General features: G+C 65.4%; 17 protein-coding genes. 10 read left to right on the plus strand and 7 right to left on the minus strand.

The window, feature by feature from the left end:
* Window positions 1-28 precede the first annotated feature (28 nt).
* Window positions 29-466: a hypothetical protein gene (locus tag WIMU1_RS00745; RefSeq protein ID WP_023954882.1), complete on the plus strand. Its 438-nt coding sequence runs from the start codon at window positions 29-31 to the stop codon at window positions 464-466.
* Between the two features lie 109 nt (window positions 467-575).
* Here WIMU1_RS00745 and WIMU1_RS00750 read toward each other — a convergent pair whose 3' ends face one another.
* The 4 genes from WIMU1_RS00750 to WIMU1_RS00765 form a co-directional block, all read right to left on the minus strand.
* Window positions 576-2,726 carry an Hsp70 family protein gene (locus tag WIMU1_RS00750; protein WP_062794733.1) on the minus strand — a complete coding sequence of 717 codons (2,151 nt, stop codon included), beginning with the start codon at window positions 2,724-2,726 and terminating at the stop codon, window positions 576-578.
* A gap of 167 nt (window positions 2,727-2,893) precedes the next feature.
* On the minus strand, window positions 2,894-3,292 hold the full coding sequence (locus WIMU1_RS00755) for a hypothetical protein (protein ID WP_062794734.1): 399 nt from the start codon (window positions 3,290-3,292) through the stop codon (window positions 2,894-2,896).
* Between the two features lie 30 nt (window positions 3,293-3,322).
* Complete coding sequence (locus tag WIMU1_RS00760) at window positions 3,323-3,727, minus strand: hypothetical protein (protein ID WP_023954876.1); 405 nt, start codon at window positions 3,725-3,727, stop codon at window positions 3,323-3,325.
* Window positions 3,728-3,873: 146 nt separating this feature from the next.
* The gene (locus WIMU1_RS00765; protein WP_062794735.1) at window positions 3,874-4,611 is read right to left on the minus strand and encodes an MBL fold metallo-hydrolase; all 738 of its coding nucleotides are present in this window, start codon (window positions 4,609-4,611) and stop codon (window positions 3,874-3,876) included.
* Between the two features lie 308 nt (window positions 4,612-4,919).
* Here WIMU1_RS00765 and WIMU1_RS00770 point away from each other — a divergent pair, with 308 nt between their 5' ends.
* Entirely contained in the window at window positions 4,920-6,023 is a 1,104-nt protein-coding gene (locus WIMU1_RS00770; protein ID WP_062795642.1) for a glycosyltransferase, read from the plus strand.
* Window positions 6,024-6,171: 148 nt separating this feature from the next.
* The gene (locus WIMU1_RS00775; RefSeq protein WP_062794736.1) at window positions 6,172-6,831 is read left to right on the plus strand and encodes a TetR/AcrR family transcriptional regulator; all 660 of its coding nucleotides are present in this window, start codon (window positions 6,172-6,174) and stop codon (window positions 6,829-6,831) included.
* A 15-nt stretch (window positions 6,832-6,846) separates the two neighbouring features.
* On the opposite strand, the gene WIMU1_RS00780 is transcribed toward WIMU1_RS00775, so the two are convergent.
* Both WIMU1_RS00780 and WIMU1_RS00785 read right to left on the minus strand, forming a co-directional pair.
* The gene (locus WIMU1_RS00780) at window positions 6,847-8,283 is read right to left on the minus strand and encodes a dynamin family protein (RefSeq protein ID WP_062794737.1); all 1,437 of its coding nucleotides are present in this window, start codon (window positions 8,281-8,283) and stop codon (window positions 6,847-6,849) included.
* A complete protein-coding gene (locus WIMU1_RS00785) occupies window positions 8,280-10,196 on the minus strand; it encodes a dynamin family protein (protein ID WP_158599297.1) in 1,917 nt (638 codons plus the stop codon). Before WIMU1_RS00785 ends, WIMU1_RS00780 begins: the two co-directional genes overlap by 4 nt.
* A 107-nt stretch (window positions 10,197-10,303) precedes the next feature.
* On the opposite strand from WIMU1_RS00785, the gene WIMU1_RS00790 reads away from it, so the two are divergent.
* Window positions 10,304-10,819, plus strand: coding sequence for an RNA polymerase sigma factor (locus tag WIMU1_RS00790; protein ID WP_062794739.1), 516 nt, complete (start codon window positions 10,304-10,306; stop codon window positions 10,817-10,819).
* Window positions 10,812-11,303, plus strand: coding sequence for a nuclear transport factor 2 family protein (locus tag WIMU1_RS00795; RefSeq protein WP_062794740.1), 492 nt, complete (start codon window positions 10,812-10,814; stop codon window positions 11,301-11,303). The genes WIMU1_RS00790 and WIMU1_RS00795 overlap by 8 nt, the downstream gene beginning before the upstream one ends.
* A 78-nt stretch (window positions 11,304-11,381) precedes the next feature.
* Here the strand turns inward: WIMU1_RS00795 and WIMU1_RS00800 are convergent, their stop codons facing one another.
* Window positions 11,382-11,699 (minus strand): hypothetical protein, encoded by a 318-nt coding sequence (locus WIMU1_RS00800; protein WP_062794741.1) that lies wholly within the window; start codon window positions 11,697-11,699, stop codon window positions 11,382-11,384.
* Window positions 11,700-11,868: 169 nt separating this feature from the next.
* On the opposite strand from WIMU1_RS00800, the gene glf reads away from it, so the two are divergent.
* The 5 genes from glf to WIMU1_RS00825 are packed head-to-tail and all read left to right on the plus strand — an operon-like array spanning window position 11,869 to window position 18,570.
* Window positions 11,869-13,143, plus strand: coding sequence for a UDP-galactopyranose mutase (gene glf / locus WIMU1_RS00805; RefSeq protein ID WP_062794742.1), 1,275 nt, complete (start codon window positions 11,869-11,871; stop codon window positions 13,141-13,143).
* Window positions 13,140-15,074 carry a glycosyltransferase gene (locus WIMU1_RS00810; RefSeq protein ID WP_062794743.1) on the plus strand — a complete coding sequence of 645 codons (1,935 nt, stop codon included), beginning with the start codon at window positions 13,140-13,142 and terminating at the stop codon, window positions 15,072-15,074. The genes glf and WIMU1_RS00810 overlap by 4 nt, the downstream gene beginning before the upstream one ends.
* Entirely contained in the window at window positions 15,055-15,648 is a 594-nt protein-coding gene (locus WIMU1_RS00815; protein WP_062794744.1) for a phosphatase PAP2 family protein, read from the plus strand. The genes WIMU1_RS00810 and WIMU1_RS00815 overlap by 20 nt, the downstream gene beginning before the upstream one ends.
* Window positions 15,645-16,571: a decaprenyl-phosphate phosphoribosyltransferase gene (locus WIMU1_RS00820; RefSeq protein ID WP_023954856.1), complete on the plus strand. Its 927-nt coding sequence runs from the start codon at window positions 15,645-15,647 to the stop codon at window positions 16,569-16,571. The genes WIMU1_RS00815 and WIMU1_RS00820 overlap by 4 nt, the downstream gene beginning before the upstream one ends.
* Window positions 16,558-18,570 carry an arabinofuranosyltransferase AftB family protein gene (locus WIMU1_RS00825; protein WP_062794745.1) on the plus strand — a complete coding sequence of 671 codons (2,013 nt, stop codon included), beginning with the start codon at window positions 16,558-16,560 and terminating at the stop codon, window positions 18,568-18,570. The genes WIMU1_RS00820 and WIMU1_RS00825 overlap by 14 nt, the downstream gene beginning before the upstream one ends.
* Window positions 18,571-18,892: the final 322 nt, after the last annotated feature.

The raw sequence follows: 18,892 nt of genomic DNA on the forward strand, positions 1-18,892 counted from the left end.
CAGCCGCGCAAACGGGCATCCGGTGTCCATGAGTATTGAAGACGGTCCTGGCGACACCCTGAGCCCAAGCGAGAGCCTCGACTCCGACGACCTCAAGAATCATGGTGACGACGATGTCGTCGATCCCCCAGAGCACTGGGCGGAAGCGGACAAGTTCGGCACCACGCACAGCGAGGAACGCGAAGGCGAGTCTCTTGACGAGCGCATCGCCGAAGAGGTCCCGGACGTACAGCCCGAGGAACAGCCGGAGGTACCTGTCGCGGCCGCTCCCGACGACGAGCTGACCGAGAAGCTGGTCGACGAGGTGATCGATGATCAGGGACCCGACGACAATGTCCTCGCCGACGGAGTGCAGGAACTGGAGACCGACGACGGTCTGATCGTTCACGACGGTGGGTCGCGAGTGCAGGGACAGGGTCAGGCATTCCCTGACGACGGCGATTCGCTGTTCCAAGAAGTGGACTGAACCCCCCGTTCTTCTTCCCGAACAAGCAGTCCGCCCACCGGCAATGCCGACGGGCGGACTGTTTTGGTGGACTGTTATTTGGTGGACTCGGTAACGGGCTCGCGCCGACTCAGCAGAGACAGATGCCGGCCGACTGCAGCCACGCGGTGAAGGCCGCCTGATCAGGACTGGTGGTCACCCACCAGGTCACCGTCGAGTTGGCCTCGGAGTACACGAAGTATCCGGTGCCGCCGTTGTCCATCGCGGCGAAGTACGCATATGTGGTGCCGCCATCGAACGGCCGGGAGAACATCTCCGACGAGTTGCCTTCGGAGTACTCCTTGTCGGCTATTGCCTTGATGTTCGAGTCCGACGACTCGATGATGACGATGCTCTCGGCGCGCACCGCTCCGGTGCCGTCGGCCACGACGGCGGGCGCCGGCTCGCAGACGATCGCGGCCAACGCGTAGTCCGGTCGCGACTTCTCGCCACATGTGGTGATGTCGACGAGATCGGTGTTCGCATCGGCCAGCGCCTGATCGTCGACGTCGAGCGATGTTGATGCGGTCGAGGTCTCGGTGGTCGGCTGCGTGCGCCGAGTGGTTGTTGTGGTTGTTGTCGTCGACGTTGTCGAGGACTGGCCCGGTAGTGCTTTCGGGTCGTCGTCGCCTCCGGAACTCGCCAGGGCCACCCCGAGGATGACCACCACCAAGACAACAACCACGGCTGCGATGGCGGCGATGGCGATGTTCCGGTTGCGGTTGGGATTCGGCGGCGTGGCCGGCGTGGCCCCGCCGAACGTGGGCTGACCGCCGCCGGATCCGTACAACGGGCCCGAATTCTGCTGGCCGGCAGGACCGTACGGCGACCCCTGGCCGAAAGGGGCCTGTCCGTAGGGGGCTTCCTGGCCGTAGGTACCGGCTTGCCCGGCCGCGTAGGGGCCGGCTCCTGCACCGTCGTAGGGGTTCTGGGCGTAACCACCGGATTGCGCAGCCGGGGCGCCCCACGACGGCGGCGGTTCGATTCCCGTAGGAATCGGTGCCTGTTGGGTGGGTGGGAACTCCGGAGTCGACGGGGCCGAGGGGGTTGCAGGGGCCGATCGGGGAGGCTCGGGTGACTTCGACAAGGGGACCGGGACAACGGGCGGTATCGGTGCGCCGGGCGACGCTGCGGCCGCTCCCTCTTGTTGCCCGACAACGGATTCGAGGGCACCGAGGGCCACGACGGTCTTCGGGTTGTCGAGTGTGGCGACGGTGCCGAGTTCGCCGAGTCGTTGGTGCACCAGCGGCACCCGGGATGATCCGCCGGTGAGATAGATCCGGACGTCGCGGCCGGCTCCGGCACGGGCCAGTGTGCGGGAGGTCAACTCCACCACGGCATCGACGTTCTGTGAGATGAGCTGTTCGAACTCCCCCCTGGTGAGTTCGAGGGTGGCCTCGTGGCCACCGGCGCTGATGTTGATGACGGCCCGAGGTGACTCCGAGAGCAATTCCTTGGCCCGCCGGATGTTGTCGTCGACCGCTCGCTTGGTGGACAGGTTGGCGCCCGTGCGCAGGTACTCCAGCAGTTCGGGGTTCCGTGAGGTGAGTTGCTTGTCCACCCAACGCCGGATCATCGCGTCGAGGTTCTTGCCACCGAGACCGTTGTTGCCGTCGTGGGCAACGAGGTCGATGGGTCCGGCGCCGCCCGCGGCTCCCGCACCGAGCTTCACCACCGCCACATCGCATGTTCCGCCGCCGTAGTCGACGACCACAACGGTGGTCGAGCCCGCGTCGGCGGCATCGCCGATTGCGCTGGTGTAGTGGGCGATGGCCGCGCGCGGCTCGGAGATCAGTGTGACCGCGGATCGATCGAAGCCGATCAATTCGGCAGCGCGGGTGAGGATGTCGACTTCTTCGGGCGACCACGCCACGGGGTGGGTGAGGATCAACCGGGTCGGCCTGGTGCCACCGCGCCTCTCCGCCGCGCGTGTCAAAGCCGAATTGAGCACGGCCGCAATGAGATTCTCCAACGGCAGATCCAGATTGCCGACCGGAACGGTTCCCGCGTTGATGTGCCGCTTGGGATGGGTGATGAATGCGGCCGGGTTGTTGCCGGCCTGGTTGACCGCGGCCTCGCCGACCACGATGTTGCGGTAGGAGTCTGCGTAGACCGACGACGACATGATGTCGCTGTTGTGCGAGAGCGGCACCACCTGCGGCGCGCCGTGCCCGGGTTCGTAGGCGGCCGCCGCGGTGTTGGACGTGCCGAAGTCGATTGCCAGCCACCATTGGTTCGACATCGGTGATGGGTCCTTCCGGTTTCAGGATTCAGTGTGGGGAATGACGATTGGGACAGCGGACTCGGCCACCGTCAACCTAGTTGATCACCGGGCTGACGGCGGCCGATTGTCCTGCTGTCGAATGACCGACGAATGCGGTCGGGTTGAGACGGGGCGTTGGGTGCTCGTCAGAGCACCGTGAACCCGTCGGGGATGCCGTTTTGATCGGAGTCGGTGACCGACAGGTCGTGCACACCGTCTTGGTCCAGGTCGGCGAAGACGGTGTCCGCCGTCCCGTCCTGGTCGAGGTCGGACAGGCTCGTCTCGCTGAACCCGTCACCGTCGGTGTCGTACGCGATGGTCTCGGCTTCCCCGTCTTCGGTGAAGTCCTGGACGATCGTGTCGCCGACGTTGTCGCCGTCGGTGTCGAGCAGCGCGGACTCGGAGTAACCGTTTCCGTCGAAGTCGGCTGTTTCGACGACATAAGGCGGTTCGTCAACGTAGGGCGGCTCGACGACGTCGGAGTGGCCGCTGTGCTCGGCCGGCGGATCCTTCGGGGACGGCTCGGGGTGGACCGAATCAGACATGGTTCACAACTCCTGTGATCGTTCGTGGATCTAAAGAGCGCTGGTGTCGGGCGTCTCGACGGTGGAGGGGTCCACCTCGGTCCACTCGTCGGTGGTGATGTCGTGGGTGTAGACGGCGTCCACCTCACCGTCCTGGTTCTCGTCGACAAAGGCCACGTCGTGGACACCGTCGACGTCCTCGTCGACGAAGACCGTGTCGACCTCGCCGTCCTCGTCGGTGTCGGAGACCGCCGTCTCGTGGTGCTCGTCGCCGTCGGTGTCGAAGGCGATGGTCTCCGGCTCGCCGTTCTGGTCGTAATCCTGGATGAGTGCGTCGCCGGAACCGTCGGCGTCTACATCGACCAGGGCGGACTCGACGACTCCGTCGCCGTCGATGTCGAAGACCTCCAGGACGGTGGCGTCTTCGGCGATTTCGGGGATGCTGTTGTCGGACATCGGGTTCTCCTTGTGTGTGGGGCGGGCGCAGGCCGTGGTGGCTTTGCTGTGTTGTGAATAGGAGAAACCCGGTGGCGTGAATGTTCCGGCTGATCGGAGAAAATCTCAGGAAGATTTTGCTGCCCGGTGGATCGAGCCGGGATGACTCAGTGCGGTCCGCGCGAAAGGGCGAAGTCAGCGGCCGCCTCGATGCCGTCGTTCCAGGGTTCGCCGTGCCCTGGCAGCACCACCGATGCGTGCGTATCGGCGAGTCTTTTGACCGAACCCAGGGCACGACCACTGTCTGCCGTCGCGGCACCGGCGACGATCTGTGGTCCGGTCTGGGCGGTGTACGGATCGAGCGTGACCAGTGCGTCGCCGGCGATCAGGGCGTCGCGGTCGGGGAAGTGCAGAGCGATGTGACCGACGGTGTGGCCTGGCGTCGGGATGACCACCGGCGCCCCGGGTAGCGCCTGGTCGGTGGTGATGGGAGTCGGATCGAGTACTCCCCGGACCATCAGTGCCCCGGCCATGGTCATCCGCCCGAGTGCGGGGATGGATGCCGGATACCGAAGTGGATAGATCAGCCGCGTCTTCTCGTGCTGGTAGCGGTAGGGATGCCGGGCGAGCCGTTCGTCGTCGGTGTGCACCCACACCGGCACGTTCCACTCCTTTTGCGCCCGACGTGCGGTGCCCACGTGGTCGAAGTGCGCATGGGTGAGCACGATCCCTTCGACCGAGTCGGGCTTGCGACCCAGTTCGTCGAGGGCTGAGATCAGGTGCGGCCACACCCGGGGTAGTCCGGAATCCACGATCAGCACCCGATCGTCGTACTCCACGAGATACAGATTCGTGGAGGCGTAGGTCAACATGTGGATGCCCGGGGCGACATCTTTGCTCAGCACAGTGCTACTCCGATCAGAAGTGGTTCTTCAGGGCGTCTTGCGCACGGTCGAGCATCGAGGCGAACGAACACCCGACAAGGAAATCGATTGCGTGCTGGCTGTTTTCGATGGCCGAGGTCATGGTTCGGGCATCTCCTGCCGATGTGGTGTTCTGGCGGATTACCCGGCCTGCGAGGCCACAAAACGCATGGTCCGGCGAAGGCCTCTATCCCACCGGTTGTACCGAGGTGATCAGAGTTCACGTTTTGTTGAGTCCGCGTTCGATCGGCGGATGCATCAAGCTCTTCTGCTCGCGACACAGTCCGAGGATGCGAGTGGTGCAGGTCGCGAACTTCTACGGCCCCCGGTCCGGGGGCCTCCGGACTGCGGTCGATCAACTCGGGGCCGGGTACTGCGCGGCAGGGCACGACGTGACGCTGATCGTTCCGGGACCTCTGCACACCGAGGAGAAGTTGGCGTCCGGAGTCGTGCGGATCACCGTCCCCGCTCCCAGGGTTGCGTTCACCGGAGGATATCGGGTGGCGCGGATGCGGCCCGTGGTCGATGTCGCCGCCGCCATGCGACCCGACGCCATCGAGGTGTCCGACCGGTTGACGCTGCGTGGGCTCGGGCAATGGGCTCGGCGCCGAGATGTCGCCAGCACGATGATCTCCCACGAACGCCTCGACCGCATGCTCGGTCAGGTGATGCCTGCGCAGGCCGCGCGACGGCTGGCCGACGTGGCCAACCGCCGCACCGCGCAGTCGTACGACACGGTGGTGTGCACCACCGACTTCGCCCGCGAAGAGTTCGACCGGATCGGCGCGACCAATGTCAGGCGGGTCCCGCTGGGCGTGGACCTCCGGACCTTTCATCCCGATCGTCGCGACGCAGGCACTCGGGCTCGGTGGGCAAGGACGGATCAGCCGCTCTTGGTCCACTGCGGCCGATTGTCGGTCGAGAAGCACGTGGACGGGAGCATCGACGCGCTTGGTGTGTTGCGCGACAACGGAGTCGACGCCCGGTTGGTGATCGCAGGCGACGGGCCGATGCGAGGTCGGCTCGAACGCCGCGCCGCCGGTCTGCCCGTCGAATTCGCGGGGTTCATCACCGACCAGCTGGCACTCGCCCGGCTGCTGGCGTCCGCGGATGTGGCACTGGCCCCGGGACCGCACGAGACCTTCGGGTTGTCGGCGCTCGAATCCCTTGCCTCGGGGACACCGGCAGTCGTCTCCGCCACGTCGGCGCTCGCCGAGGTCCTCGATCGAGAGTGCGGGTTCGTGGCAGAGAACTCGCCCGAGGGTTTCGCCCATGGCATCGGTGATGTGTTGTCCCGGCCCGAGGTCCCCCGCCGGGAGGCCGCCCGGCGGCGTGCCGAAGACTTCGGGTGGCCGCGGGCGGTCCGGGAGATGCTTGCCGCGCTGGCGGTGTGACGCCGACGCCGACGGGGACGGGCGTCGACGAAATCAGAAGTTTTCAATCACTTGACTTAGTCGGTCGCTGCATACATGGTGGAACACGCCGCGATGCAGTCATCGATGAACCGCGGGCGGCCCTTCACCCGAGGACTCGAGGAAACCAATGGCGAGTGGCAACACCGGCACCAAGTCGGCCCGGGCAGCGGAGACGCGCGAGCTGATCCTCTCCGCCGCGGAACGGCTCTTCGCCGAGCACGGGGTGTTCGCGGTCTCGAACCGGCAGGTGAGTGAAGCCGCCGGGCAAGGAAACAACGCTGCAGTGGGGTATCACTTCGGCACCAAGACCGACCTCGTTCGTGCCATCGTGCACAAACACGGGGTCGGCATCGAACAGCATCGCGCACGGTTACTCAGCGAGGCGGGGGACTCACCCGATGTCCGGGATTGGATCGCCTGTCTGATCCAGCCGCCCATCGACCACCTCGCCTCCCTCGGAAGCCCCACCTGGTACGCGAGGTTCAGCGCGCAGGTGTTGACCGACCCCACCTTGCGCGAGATCGTCTACAACGATTCGCTCACCTCGCCATCGCTCCAGGAGACGTTGCGCGGCATCGGTAGTCGACTGCCCGAGCTGCCTGCCGAGGTCCGATGGTTCCGTGCCGACATGGCACGGCAGTTGTCCGTGCACATGACAGCCGAGCGTGAACGGCGTCTCGTGAATGCGCCCGACGACGAGTCGCTGGGCTGGGACGACTTCTCCGCCGATCTGCTCGATGCCATCGTGGGGATGTGGCTGGCTCCGTCGTCGCGTGGGGCCGAGTAGCCCGTCTGTCTCCCGTCAGATCGCGCGACGCATCATCGAGTAGGTGCGCAAGAGTACGGCCACCGCCTGCTCCTCGGCCGCGGACCCGCCCATGAGGCCGGCCTCATGGACCTGTCGAAGGCGTCGATCCAGCTCGGCCGCAACGGTATTGCGGTCAGCGGTGGGCGGCAGGCCGATCCGTCCCGCGATACCCGAGCCGATCAGGATCTGCCGTAACTCGCCGACCCAAAGCGACTCAGGGTCCGATCGGGTCAGGGCGTGCATCGCCTTGAACTCGGCCATGGTGTGTGCCTGAGGGGTCTGACGAACCTGACGCAGGTACGACCGGATCTGTCCGCCTGCAGGATGCGTCAACGCCAGATGCTCGATCTCGGTGCACGCCCGCACAGCTCGCGTGATGAGTACCGACCGGGTGAGATCGAGTTCGATGTTCGCCCGGAGCTCATCGACTCCCGAACGCTGCTGCAGCCATGAGTTGACCGCGTGGGCGCCGCGCGGGGCGAGCTTTCTGGCGTGCCGTAAACCGTACTCGCCCAACAGGTCCAGCAGTCGGTCGCGTTCGGCCTCGGTACCGCTGGAGGGGGTCTCTGCTTCCAGCCAGAGCTCGAGCGCCGTGTCGGAGAGCCCGGCCAGTGCCGCCAGTGCGTCGGCATCGGATTCGGTGAACTGGCCGGTCTGCGCCGTCTGCGCCAACAGTCCGGCGACGGGCTGCACCGTCAGCAGGCTCGCCGACATGGATTCGGCGATCACGGCGGACTGTGCTCGTGCCGCGTCGATGGGATCGACGTCGCCGAATGCGCCCTCGCCCAGGGTGTCCGCCTTGGCCAGGGCTCCGATGGTGTTGACCGCCGAGAAACCCAGCTCGCGCAGGAACTGCACTTCGTCGGCGCGCGGCGTCGCGTCGAACAGGAAGATCGCCGCGTCGGCGTTCACCGACGCGTCGCGGGTCTGCCCGAACCCGTCGATCAGTGCGCGGCGGGTGGCCTGCTCGTTTCCGGTGGTGATGGTCGCCAGTCCGGGGGTGTCGATCAGCACCATGTTGCGCAGCAGTCGGCTCGGCAGGAAACGGTCGAGATAGGCGACCTGGTCTGTTGGACAACCCAATTCGGTGGGTCTGCCGTCGATCAGCCGGACGGTGTGCCGGGCGCCGCCGATCTTCACCGCCTCGGCGCGCGCCGGCGCACCGTCCTGGTACACCGCAACCACCTTGGTGCACTCGGTGGCCGCGGTGTCGGCGACCAGGTCGCCGATCAGGGCATTGACGAGTGTGGACTTGCCTGCCTTCACCCGCCCGACGACCACCACACGCGGCGGCGCCCACAGGGTGTCGCGGATCTGTGCGGTGCTGCGAGCCAAGGGGCGGTCGATACGCGCGATCTCTGCCAGTGCCGCGGTGAGCTGATCACGGAGAGCATGGGGCCGGGTCCGTCGCCCTTCGTGGGGCCGGCTCACGGGGTGTCACCGATGGAGGCCGACTCCGTGCCGAGCACCGGGTCTTTCCCGAGAACCACATGCTCGCCGAGGTCCACATCGCTGCGTCGGGCGTCGGCTTTGAGCCCGGCGATGGCGGCGTCCAATTGTTCGATGAGAGAGACGATCTCGGTGAGACGACGGGTCAGACCGCGCACCCGCTTGTCGCGGGTTGCCTTGTCTTCCTTTGCCGCTTCGGCTCCGGCGTTGATCTGTTCGGTGATCTCATCGGTCTGGGCACGCAGGTGACGGCGGTAGGCCACCACGATTTCCGGTCGCGCGGTCGCGACGGTTCGGTCGATCACACGCAGAGTCGATTTGTTGGCGAGCGACAGTGTTTCGCGCAGCCAGGTGATGAGGTGCTGACGTCCGTTGCGCATGGCTCGGTAGCCCAGGTTCACCGACAACCAGACACCTCCGGCCACGAGCCCGATCGGCAGCACGGCCGCCATCGCGAGGCTGCCGAAGACCGCGCCGCCGACCATTCCGCCGGTGAGCAGGTTCGCCCCCATGAAGCCCATCATCATGGCGCTGGGATCGACGACGTCTTTCCACTTCCGTTGCACCTCTGGGGAATTGATGTCCTCGGCGACCAGCGCGCCCGCAACGGTGTCCATGATGTCTTCCCAGTGCTCGTCGTTGCCGAACAACCGGGAGACGATGTCGTGTAGCGAGGTCGCGAAGGTGTCGAATGCCCGCGCCGACACGGCTTGCAGGTCGGACATGATGGCGGCGGTGAACACCTGTGGTTGCTTGCGCAGGATGCGCCACCCCTCGCCGTTGATCCGTGCGCTCCAGTCCTCCTTGATCTTGTTGAAATCGGCGTCGAGTACGGCCACGGCCCGCTGCCGGGCGAGGGTGATGTCGCGGGAGAGGTGCTGGTCCCACTCGGTGCCGTGCTCGCGAAGCGCCTTGAGCTGGGCCTTTTTCTCATTCAGGTCGTCGAGTGCGCTCGAATTGCCCTGCACCACAGCGATCTCGGTGTCGAGGCGGGTCTTCATCCGATGCATGCCGCTCAGGCAGACCTGCAGTCCGTCGAGTTGCGGCGCGATCTCGGCGTTGTCCAGCAAGCCGGTGATGGCGTCCCGCAGCCCCGGTATGCCCGAGGCCGTGAGGATCTCCTCGCGGGTGCCCGCAGATTCGGTCAACGCAGCGAGCGCGCGCACCCCGGACACCCCGATCACCTGGACATCGCGACCGAGTCGGCTGCGGACTATCGTCCTGTTCTCCTCGGCGATGGTTCGCCAGTTGCGGCGGTTCTTGTCGATCTTGGTCATCGCCACCACCACGGAACCGGAGGTCTCGGTAGCGGTCCTGAGGAACTCGATCTCCGGTGCCGTCAGGGGAGCGGCGCTGTCACACACCATCACGATCGCCCCGGCGCGGCGCGCGGCGGTCAGTGCCAGGCGCGCGTGCCGTGGGTCCAGGCCGCCGGCGCCCGGTGTGTCCACCAGGGTGAGACCGGGAAGGTGCAACGGGTCGACGGCAACCACAGCCTCGGTGGGCAACGCCTCGATCGTGGGGTCGAGCACGTGGCGGCCACCCATCGTCACCCATTCCGGGAGCTGATCGACCGGGATCACCTGATCGGAATCGCCGAAGACCAGGCGGGCGGTGCCGGCCGCAAGCGTGTCGTCGGGTGGCGAGAACCACACGCTCGCGCTGGTGGTGATGTCGACACCGACGGGTGCGAGGTCGGCCCGGCCGATGAGCGAGTTCACCAGGGTGCTCTTGCCGCGCTTCACCTCACCGACGAAGACCACCGCAGCTGCCGAGTCGGCTGCGTGGAAGCGGGCCTGTGCCAACTCGGCGGCCTTCGTCTGTCCGTACTTGCGCAGCGTCTCGGTCGCGGTGGCCAGGGCTTCGGCCGCGTGGGCGGTGGCACCTGCGTTCACGGTCACTCCAGATTCGATCGAGTAAAAGGGTCAGTCGATGGATCGGTTTCGCTGCCGATAACTCTGCCGTATCCCGGGGTGTCTGCGACATTTATCAAGTGACCGACATGAGCGAGCGTGACCTGGTACTACGCAGTCAAGAAGGCGACCAGGCGGCTTTCGGTGAACTCGTCACCCGCAACCGCGACCAGATCTGGGCCGTCTGCCTACGGATCACCGCCAACCGACACGACGCCGAGGACGCCCTGCAGGACGCGCTGATCGCTGCTTGGCAGAACATCGGCAAGTTCCGTGGCGACTCGAAGTTCACCAGCTGGATGTACCGGATCGCCGCGAACGCCGCCCTCGCGGTGATCCGCAAGCGTCTCGACACCTCCGCAGACGGTCCACCGGAGTTCGAGTCGGCTGCGCCCCGGATCGATGCCCAGGTGACCGACGTCGACCGGGTTCGCACCGCGCTGGCCGCGTTGCCGCTGGAGTTCCGCGAGGCAATCGTGTTGCGCGAGTTCGGCGATCTCTCATATCAGGAAATAGCCGACCAGCAGGGGGTGGGCGTGCAGACTGTGAAGAGCCGGATCAACCGGGCTCGCGCCAAACTGCTGGAGATTCTGCAAGATGCCTGAGGCAATCCCCGCCACGATCGACACCATTCCCGCCACCGCCGAGCCCGAGGATGCCCTCAATCGCTTCGCGTTCGGTCTCGACGCCGCCGATCGAGGTCTGCTCGAGTCGGCATTCACCGACGACGTCTTGTTCGACGTCAGCCGGGTCGGCGACGAGGACAGTGGATTCCCCCCGATCGAGGGCCGCGAGTCGGTGGTCGGGATGTTGCTGATGTCGATGGGACCGCTCGACACCATGCACGCACTGTCGAATTTCCGGGTTCGCGTAGACGGTGACCGTGCCGTCCTGAACTGTTACGCGATGGCCCAGCATTTCCGCCCGGGTGAAGGGCCATCACGGCACACCACCGACCAGGTGATGATGGGCAACAAATACGACGCCGAACTCGTCCGCGACGGCGACATCTGGCGGATCAAGCGCCTCACCATCGTCACCGTGTGGTCGCAGGGCAACCCCGACGTCCTGATCGACCACCTGCGCTAGCCCGCCCCACCCCGATGTTGTGCCCTTGTGGCGGCCTCGACCTGGGGTTTTGGTCGCCAGAAGGGCACAACATCGGGTTCACAGGGTCAGGTCGTCGCCCGTGGAGTAGTCGTCGGTGAGGTCCGGGCCGAGGGTGAAGTCGGTCGCATCGCCGTCGATGTCGGCGTCATCGGTCTCGAAGGCATCGTCATGGGAGTCGACATCGCCGCCATCGACACCGGCAACAAGATCGCCCTCGGTGGAGCTGTCGTCGTTGTCGGGCACCAGTTCGTCGAAACCGGAACCGTCGTGGTCGAAGGCGGCTTCGAGACTCTGGTCGAAGACCGCCGGGTCAACCGCGTCGTCGGCGGCGATCTGCGAAAAGATGTCGCTGAGCGGGTCGTTTGGGCTGGTCACGGTACTTCTCCTCGGTCGTGGGTGCCGCTGCGCGGGCGGCGCGCGGCATGTTGGTCGGTGATAGGAGTGCCGTGGACCCCGGAATGTTCCCCAGAACACCCGCTTTGTTGTCCGTGCGTGGCCCGTGGCGGGTCGGAGCTGCGGGGCCGGTCCGTTACGCTGAACACCCGTGACCCCCGACAGCTCCAGTTCCGATACCACCTCAGGCTACGACCTCATCATCGTCGGATCGGGCTTCTACGGACTGACCATCGCCGAGCGCGCCGCGACCCAGCTGGGCAAACGCGTCCTGGTTCTCGATCGCCGCTCGCACATCGGTGGCAACGCGTACTCCGAGCCCGAGCCCACCACCGGTATCGAAATCCACAAATACGGTGCCCACCTGTTCCACACCTCGAACAAGAAGGTGTGGGACTACGTCAACAAGTTCACCGACTTCACCGGGTACCAGCACCGCGTCTTCGCGATGTACCAGGGGCAGGCCTACCAGTTCCCGATGGGGCTCGGCCTGGTGTCGCAGTTCTTCGGGCGGTACTTCACGCCGGACGAGGCGCGAGCCCTGATCGCCGAGCAGTCGAGCGAGATCGAGACCGACAAGGCTGCGAACCTCGAAGAGAAGGCCATCAGCCTCATCGGCCGCCCGCTCTACGAAGCGTTCGTCAAGCACTACACGGCAAAGCAGTGGCAGACCGATCCCACCGAGCTGCCGGCGGCCAACATCGCCCGCTTGCCGGTGCGGTACACGTTCGACAACCGCTACTTCAACGACGCCTACGAGGGACTTCCGGTCGACGGATACACCGCGTGGCTCGAGAACATGGCCGCCGACGACAACATCGAGGTCCGGTTGAACACGGACTGGTTCGATGTGCGCGACGAGCTGCGGGCCCAGAGCCCTGACGCCCCTGTGGTGTACACCGGCCCGCTGGACCGCTACTTCGACTTCGTCGATGGCGAGCTGGGCTGGCGCACACTCGACTTCGAGACCGAGGTCCTCGAGACCGGTGATTACCAGGGCACCCCGGTGATGAACTACAACGATGCCGACGTGCCGTACACGCGGATCCACGAGTTCCGTCACTTCCACCCCGAACGTGAGTACCCGGCCGACAAGACGGTCATCATGCGGGAGTTCAGCCGGTTCGCCGAGAGTGGCGACGAGCCCTACTATCCGATCAACACCCCCGAGGACCGCGAGAAGCTGAACGCCTACCGGGCCCGGGCCAAACGCGAGACCGCGTCGAACAAGGTGCTGTTCGGTGGCCGGCTCGGCACCTACCAGTACCTGGACATGCACATGGCCATCGCGAGCGCACTGACGATGTACGAGAACACGTTGGCACCGCATCTCGAAACCGGTGCGCCGCTGGCGGAGACGCAGCCAGAGGCGGAGCCGGGCTCCACCAAGGCCGGCTCGACCCCATCGGAGAGGCGTAACTCTTGACAGTCACCACTGCAGCCGAGCAATCACAGAATCCGCAGACGTACGACGCAGCCAAGAACCTGCTGCAACGCGTCATCCTGCCGCGCCAGGGCGAGCCACTCGATGTGCGTTCGCTGTACCTGGTGGAAGCCACGAGTAATGCGCGTCGGGCACACGCGCCCACCCGCACCTCGGTGGTGCTCGGGGCCGAGACCGAGGTGAGCTTCGAGACCTACTTCAACGCCTTCGCCGCCTCGTACTGGCGTCGGTGGACTGTCCTGAAGTCGGTGGTGCTGCGGATCGAGCTCGTCGGCAAGTGCCGAGTGGACGTCTATCGCTCCAAGGTCGACGGTTCGCGTATCGCAGTCGACGGCAACCTGGTGCCCGTCGACGAGAACGGCAAGGGCGCCATCGAGTTCGAGGTGGGACTCGAGCCGTTCGAGGATGGCGGATGGATCTGGTTCGACGTCACCACGGACACCGACGTCGAGGTGACGTCGGCCGGCTGGTACGCACCGATCGATCCTCCCGTCGGTCCGGACACCAAGCGCGTCACGGTCGGTATCCCCACCTTCAACCGCCCCACCGATGCGGTCAATGCCCTGCGGGCCCTGACCTCCGACCCGTTGGTCGACGAGGTCATCGATGCGGTGATGATGCCGGACCAGGGGACCAAACTCGTCACCGAAGAGGCCGGATTCGCCGAGGCCGCAGCAGCATTGGGCGACCGGCTCCACATGTTCAAGCAGGGAAATCTCGGAGGCTCGGGCGGCTACTCGCGCATCATGTACGAGGCCCTCAAGCTGACCGACAGTCCGTACATCCTCTACATGGACGACGACATCAGCATCGAGCCCGACTCGATCCTGCGCGCGCTGGCGATGTCCCGATTCGCCAAGTCGCCCATGCTCGTCGGTGGGCAGATGCTCAATCTGCAGGACCGCAGCCATCTGCACTGCATGGGTGAGGTGATCAACCACGACACCTTCATGTGGACCAGCGCGCCCTACGTCGAGTACGACCACGACTTCGCGCAATACCCGCTGCGCGACCGCAGGCATTCCAAGAACCTGCACCGTCGCATCGATGTCGACGGCAACGGCTGGTGGATGTGCATGATCCCGCGGGAGGCCGCCGAGAAGGTCGGCCTGCCCATGCCGCTGTTCATCAAGTGGGACGACTGGGAGTTCGCCCTCCGCGCCGGCAAGGCGGGATATCCCACCGCCACCATCCCCGGCATCGCGATCTGGCACATGGCTTGGAGCGACAAAGACGACGCCATCGACTGGCAGGCGTACTTCCATCTGCGTAACCGCCTGGTCGTCGCGGCCATCCACCACGACGGGTCCACCGCCGGGATCCTGAAGTCGATGGCGAAGGCAACCGCCAAACACCTGCTGTGCCTGGAGTATTCGACGGTCGCCATCCAGAACGAGGCGATCCGCGACTTCCTCGCAGGTCCCGAACACGTTCGGGACCTGTTGCCCACGGCACTGCCCAAGATCGCGGCGATGCGCAAGGAGTACCCCGATGCGGTGGTGCTGCCTTCGGCCACCGAACTGCCGCCGACCACCGGTGAGGCCACCGCGTACGGCATGACCATCCCGCTCAACCCGGTGGCGAAGATCCGTTCGCTGAGCGCGAGCATCGTCAACAATCTGCGTCCGGCCGATCCTCGCCATCACGAGGTGCCGCAGGCCAACTATCCGCCGCTGCAGGCCCGTTGGTTCAGCCTCGGCCGGGTCGACGGGGTCACGGTCACCACCGCGGACGGCCGGGGAGTGGTCTACCGGCAGCGTGACCGCGACAAGATGGTTGCGCTGGCAAAGGAATCAGCTGCCCTGGTTCGCGAGCTGAAGGCCCGGTTCCCCGAGATGCGGGAGACGTACCGATCCGCTCAGGCCGACCTGGTCAGCAAAGAGAGCTGGGAACGTGTCTTCGGAATCGACTGATACGTATCCCGCGGCGTTCGCGCCGATGAGTGGCGAAACCAAAGTCCTTGTGGCCGTACAGAATGTGTTCGTGGACAAGCCGGGCGCCGTGGCTTCGGCACGAGCACTGTCGCACTTCGGTGAACACTCACTGGGCTGGCTTGCGGTCGCGGGCACAGGTGCTGCCATCGCGCAGATCCGCGGCGACGAACGTGGTCGGAACCTGTGGGTGGCCGCGGGTGTCGGAGCCTTCGGTGCCCATGCCGCCTCGGTGGTGCTCAAACGCATCGTCAGGCGCAAGCGCCCCGATCATGCCGACGTGAGGATCGGGGTCGGGACCCCCAGCAAGTTGAGCTTCCCATCCAGCCACGCCACATCGACCACCGCCGCGGCCATCCTCATCGGTCGCGCCGCCGGTTTACCTCCTGCCGCGCTACCCGCTGCGCTGGTTCCACCCATGCTGTTGTCGCGGTTGGTGCTCGGCGTGCACTACCCGTCCGACGTCATCGGGGGCGCGTTGATCGGTGCCGCCTGCGCCGCCGCGGTCGGTGCCGGTGAAAGACTGACGAGAACAGAGAGCCGAGGAATGTTGTGAGCGAGGAGCCGATCGAGCACGACGTGGTGCGCGGCCCGCCGAAGAATCTGGCGACCGGTCTGGTGAAGGCTGTCCGCCCACGGCAATGGGTCAAGAACGTCCTGGTCCTGGCTGCGCCGGTGGCAGCCGGAGCAGTCGACGAACCCGACATCCTGGGCCGGACGGCCATCGCATTCGTCGCGTTCTGCCTGGTCGCCTCGTGCATCTACCTCGTCAACGACGCCCTGGACGTCGAGGCCGACCGCAATCACCCCACCAAGCGCTTCCGTCCGATCGCGGCCGGGGTGGTCCCGGTCAAGCTGGCGTTTGTGCTCGCCGTCGTGCTCGGTGTCGCGTCGATCGGGATCTCGTTCCTGGCCAACTGGCAGCTCGCGGTGGTCATCGGCATCTACATGGCCATTCAGCTCGCCTACTGCTTCGGCCTCAAACACGAACCCGTCATCGACATCTGCATCGTCTCGTCGGGCTTTTTGCTCCGTGCGGTCGCGGGCGGCGTGGCCGCCGATCTTCCCAACGGTCTGTCCAAGTGGTTCCTGCTGGTGATGACCTTCGGTTCGCTGTTCATGGCGGCCGGTAAGCGGTACGCCGAACTGCAGCTCGCCGAACGGACCGGCGCGAAGATCCGCAAGAGCCTCGAGTACTACACCACCACCTACCTGCGCTTCGTCTGGACATTGTCCGCAACCGCGGTGGTGCTCTGCTACGGCATGTGGGCCTTCGACACGGACGGCGGCCACGACGACAACGTCTGGTACGCACTGTCCATGGTGCCTTTCACCATCGCCATCTTGCGATACGCAGTGGACGTCGACGGTGGTCAAGCGGGCGAACCCGAAGAAATTGCGCTCGGCGATCGTGTTCTCCAGCTGCTGGCAATCGCGTGGATAGTATGCGTGGGTGTCGCGGTCTATGCCATCAGCTGAACACCGGCCAGCAGTTGAGAATCGGCCGGTAGCTGAACCACGCGTGCTCGGCCGCAGCGTCAATCCGGCCACCGTTTCACTGTGGATCAGCGCTGTCGTGGTGGGTGCGATCTTCGGCTATGGCGCGTGGCAGCGCCGGTGGATCGCCGACGACGGTCTCATCGTCTTGCGCACCGTCCGGAACCTGTTGGCCGGCAACGGACCCGTCTTCAACGAGGGGGAGCGTGTCGAGGCCAACACGTCGACGGTGTGGACGTACCTGATCTGGTTCTGGAGCTGGATCACCGACGCCCAGACCGAGTACGTCGTGTTGTGGATAGCCCTGGTCCTCTCCATATCGGCCGTCCCGATCGCCATGTACGGCACCGCACGGCTCTATCGCATCCGCAAGGGTTCCGGTCCGGTCAATCCCGGCTGGATGTTGCTGCTGCCTCTCGGAGCGCTGGTGTACATCACGCTTCCGCCTGCGCGTGACTTCGCCACCAGCGGCCTCGAGGTTCCCCTCTGTATCTTCTGGGCCGCGGTGCTGTGGTGTCAGCTGGTCGCCTGGAGTCAACGGCCCACCCCAGATCGCGGCATCCTTCAGGGACGTAAACAGGTGGTCACCACCCTCTTGCTCGGTTTCAACGCGGGCCTGGCCCCGCTGATCCGTCCCGAACTCGCGCTCGTCGGCGGTCTCGCGTTACTGCTCGTGGTGTGCGCGCCGATGACGTGGCGGATGCGGTTCGCATTTGCCGCCGCAGCGGCGGTGGTTCCGGTCGGTTACCAGATCTTCCGGATGGGTTACTACGGCCTTCTCGTTCCCAACACTGCCGTGGCCAAGGACGCCTCCGGCTCGAAGTACGAACAGGGCCTCAAGTACCTGGGCAACATGTTCAGTCCTTATGTATTGCTGCTCCCGCTGTTGGTCGCGGTGGCCGCGGCCGGTCTCGCCTGGTACCTGCAGGCCCATCGGGTCCAGGTGGAACCTGCGGAATCTCGTTCCGGTCGAGTCGATCTGGTGAAGGGGCGGGCCGAGTCGGGTTGGCGTGAGCGCGCCACCAGTTGGAGTCGGCGGTTGCAGACCCCGACCGCGGTGGTCGCACTGATACTCGTCTCCGGATTGCTCGAGAGCTTCTACTGGGTACGCCAGGGCGGCGACTTCATGCACGCCCGGGTGCTGCTGGTCCCGCTCTTCTTGCTGATGCTCCCGGTGATGGTGATCCCGATCGCGCTGCCCGCAGGCGTCGGACGTGATCACCTCGCCGGTTGGGTCGGCACGGTGGTGATGGCCGGGCTGTGGATCACCACGGTGGTCTGGGCGGCTTCCACGTCTCATGTGGCCGGGATGAAGAACGGCACCGAGATCGGCAGGCAGGGCATCGTCGACGAACGGCGCTTTTATATACAGAACATCGGGGTGGAGCACCCCGTCACGGCTGCCGACTACCTCAATTATCCGCGGATCCGAGCGATGGTCGAGGAGATCGCCGAGCACAGCGACACCGGCGGGGTGTTGCTGGCGTCGCCGAACTATGACGAGTGGTACTTCGACCCGCTACCCGTCCCGCCACCGCCCGGAGTACCCAAACAGCTCACGGTCTTCTATCTGAACCTCGGTATGACGAGCATGAACGCGCCACTCGATGTGCGGGTGACCGACCCGATGGGCCTGTCGTACCCGATCGCGGCGCACACGGACCGGCTTCCCGACGGCCGGATCGGACACGACAAAGACCTCGAGGACGAATGGGTGATCGCCGAGTCCGGCGCGTGGTCGAGATATCCGGTGTTGCCGGCGAATCTCGATGCCGACGACGTGCAACAGGCGAAGGTGGCGCTGACGTGCAAGCCCACCCAGGATCTCATCGCCTCGTACTCCCAGCCGTGGTCGTTCGCACGCTTCAAGCACAACCTGCGTCAGGCGGCCGGATTCACCTCTTACCGGATCGATCGGATACCCGAGTACGAACTGCAGCGGTGCAAACTACCCATTCCACCGCCGCTCTACCCCCGGTAGAAATCCCACATGCTGTGCAATCGCCCACATTATTCTGAGATTTCCCTGAGAAATCGAGGCCGATCGGCGCGGGAGCTCAGGGAGCCCGCAAAACCGCAAAAGCCAAGGTCTCGAATGTGTAACGCGGCGTTTCGCGTGTCCGATAGTTAGGGAGAGCACGGATTTGGCCTGGTCAAGTGGCCAACCCAGGTCGGAGTGGATCCGGTCACAGGGTTTGTCAGCAGGGGATGCATCTAATAGGCTCCGTTCGGTTGCAGGACGGCATCGCCAGATGACCGCCAAGCTGTGTGGCACCTGAAAATTTTGGTGCCGATTTCAAGAC

The sequence above is a fragment of the Williamsia muralis NBRC 105860 genome (genome assembly GCF_001598915.1).
Lineage (GTDB): Bacteria > Actinomycetota > Actinomycetes > Mycobacteriales > Mycobacteriaceae > Williamsia > Williamsia muralis.

Bases quoted from the DNA above. Each gene is read 5' to 3' on its own strand.
- WIMU1_RS00795 (WP_062794740.1), top strand. From the start codon at position 10,812: ATGCCTGAGGCAATCCCCGCCACGATCGACACCATTCCCGCCACCGCC.
- WIMU1_RS00790 (WP_062794739.1), top strand. From the start codon at position 10,304: ATGAGCGAGCGTGACCTGGTACTACGCAGTCAAGAAGGCGACCAGGCG.
- WIMU1_RS00745 (WP_023954882.1), top strand. From the start codon at position 29: ATGAGTATTGAAGACGGTCCTGGCGACACCCTGAGCCCAAGCGAGAGC.
- WIMU1_RS00775 (WP_062794736.1), top strand. From the start codon at position 6,172: ATGGCGAGTGGCAACACCGGCACCAAGTCGGCCCGGGCAGCGGAGACG.
- WIMU1_RS00825 (WP_062794745.1), top strand. From the start codon at position 16,558: ATGCCATCAGCTGAACACCGGCCAGCAGTTGAGAATCGGCCGGTAGCT.
- WIMU1_RS00760 (WP_023954876.1), bottom strand. From the start codon at position 3,727: ATGTCCGACAACAGCATCCCCGAAATCGCCGAAGACGCCACCGTCCTG.
- WIMU1_RS00755 (WP_062794734.1), bottom strand. From the start codon at position 3,292: ATGTCTGATTCGGTCCACCCCGAGCCGTCCCCGAAGGATCCGCCGGCC.
- WIMU1_RS00770 (WP_062795642.1), top strand. From the start codon at position 4,920: ATGCGAGTGGTGCAGGTCGCGAACTTCTACGGCCCCCGGTCCGGGGGC.
- WIMU1_RS00750 (WP_062794733.1), bottom strand. From the start codon at position 2,726: ATGTCGAACCAATGGTGGCTGGCAATCGACTTCGGCACGTCCAACACC.